A 1,999-nucleotide genomic window follows, 5' to 3' on the forward strand; every position below is an offset into this window, starting at 1 on the left:
GGGGGTGCTGGCGTTGCCAGCCTTGTCGATCTGGCGCACTTGCACGCTTTTGGTGCCATCGCCAGTGGCTGTGAAGCTGGAGCCTGTGCCGGTGGTCCAGGTGACGCCGTCCAGGCTGTATTCCCAAATGGCGCCGGCTTCCAGGCCGGTGACGTTGATCAGGCCGTTTTGGGTGATGCCGTCGCCATTGATGCCGCTGTCTTGTGCCAGAGTCAGTGTGGGGGCTGCCGCTGCTGTCGTGTCAATGGTATTGAGGGTGACGGCTTTGGCGCTGACTGTGGAGCCGTTGATGTTTTTTGTGGCCTCAACCGTGATGGGACTTTCGGTGCCATTGAAAGCATCGGGTTTGGCGGTGTAAACATCGCGCCCACTTACTGTGGTTTTAGTAAAGAAGTCCTCGATAGGCGTGATGGGGGTTCCATTGATCTTGACTGTGACCGTAGCGCCTGGCTCGACGCTGAAGCTTTGGCTGTAGTTGTTGCCTGGGAGGGCGTCGCTGTCGGGCGGTGCCACGATCTCGAATGTGCTGTTGGCAACCACCTTGGTTGTGGTTTGGGTGGCGCTGCCAGTGTTGCCGGCCTTGTCGGTCAGCGTGGCGTTGATGGTCAAGGTGTTTTTTATCGCGCCTGAGGCGGCGATGTAGGTGTCCTTGCCGTTGGCTGTGAACTTAAAAAAGCTTCCGGCCAGTTGTTCGGCTGTCAAGGCAGTGGCTGATGAGCCTACGCGCACCTCAACCACTGAGCCTTCGTCCACGCTGAAGCCCTTCAAGGTGGTGGCGTCCAGGTCGTTGGCCAGCTCGGTGATCACGGGAGCTGGGTTGGTGGTGTCGATGGGCTTGAGGTTGAGCGTAGCCGTGCCGATGTTGCCGGCGGCGTCGGTGAGGGTGGCGTTGACGGTGACGCTCTCTGAGCCTGTGAATGCGTTAGCGATGGCTGTGTAGGTGTCTAGGCCGTTGGCCGTGGTCTTGGTGAAGGAGTTGGTGACATCAGAGGTGCCGACTTTGACGATAACGACAGAGCCTGCGGTGACGGTGAAGCCTTGGTCGAAGGTGTTGGCTGTGGCGGCGTTGGAATCGGCAACAGCGGTGATCACGGTCGTGGTTGCTGTGGTGTCGATGGGCTTGAGGGTGACGGGTGCTGCCGTGGCGATGTTGCCGGCGGCGTCGGTGAGGGTGGCGTTGACGGTGACGCTCTCTGAGCCTGTGAATGCGTTAGCGATGGCTGTGTAGGTGTCTAGGCCGTTGGCGGTGGTCTTGGTGAAGGAGTTGGTGACATCAGAGGTGCCGACTTTGACGATAACGACAGAGCCTGCGGTGACGGTGAAGCCTTGGTCGAAGGTGTTGGCTGTGGCGGCGTTGGAATCGGCAACAGCGGTGATCACGGGCGTGGTTGCTGTGGTGTCGATGGGCTTGAGGGTGACGGGTGCTGCCGTGGCGATGTTGCCGGCGGCGTCGGTGAGGGTGGCGTTGACGGTGACGCTCTCTGAGCCTGTGAATGCGTTAGCGATGGCTGTGTAGGTGTCTAGGCCGTTGGCGGTGGTCTTGGTGAAGGAGTTGGTGACATCAGAGGTGCCGACTTTGACGATAACGACAGAGCCTGCGGTGACGGTGAAGCCTTGGTCGAAGGTGTTGGCTGTGGCGGCGTTGGAGTCGGCAACAGCGGTGATCACGGGCGTGGTTGCTGTGGTGTCGATGGGTTTGAGGGTGACGGGTGCTGCCGTGCCGGTGTTGCCGGCGGCGTCGGTGAGGGTGGCGTTGACGGTGACGCTCTCTGAGCCTGTGAAAGCGTTAGCGATGGCTGTGTAGGTGTCTAGGCCGTTGGCGGTGGTCTTGGTGAAGGAGTTGGTGACATCAGAGGTGCCGACTTTGACGGCAACGACAGAGCCTGCGGTGACGGTGAAGCCTTGGTCGAAGGTGTTGGCTGTGGCGGCGTTGGAATCGGCAACAGCGGTGATCACGGGCGTGGTTGCTGTGGTGTCGATGGGCTTGAGGGTGACGGGT

The 1,999-nt window shown here is 60.5% G+C and carries 1 protein-coding gene; it reads right to left on the reverse strand.

Annotated elements, in window-relative coordinates; translation table 11 throughout:
* On the reverse strand, positions 1 to 1,999 hold a 1,999-nt coding region (locus B9Z45_RS16530), incomplete at both ends, for a beta strand repeat-containing protein (RefSeq protein WP_370445856.1).

This window comes from Limnohabitans sp. 2KL-17 (assembly GCF_003063415.1).
Lineage (GTDB): Bacteria > Pseudomonadota > Gammaproteobacteria > Burkholderiales > Burkholderiaceae_C > Limnohabitans_A.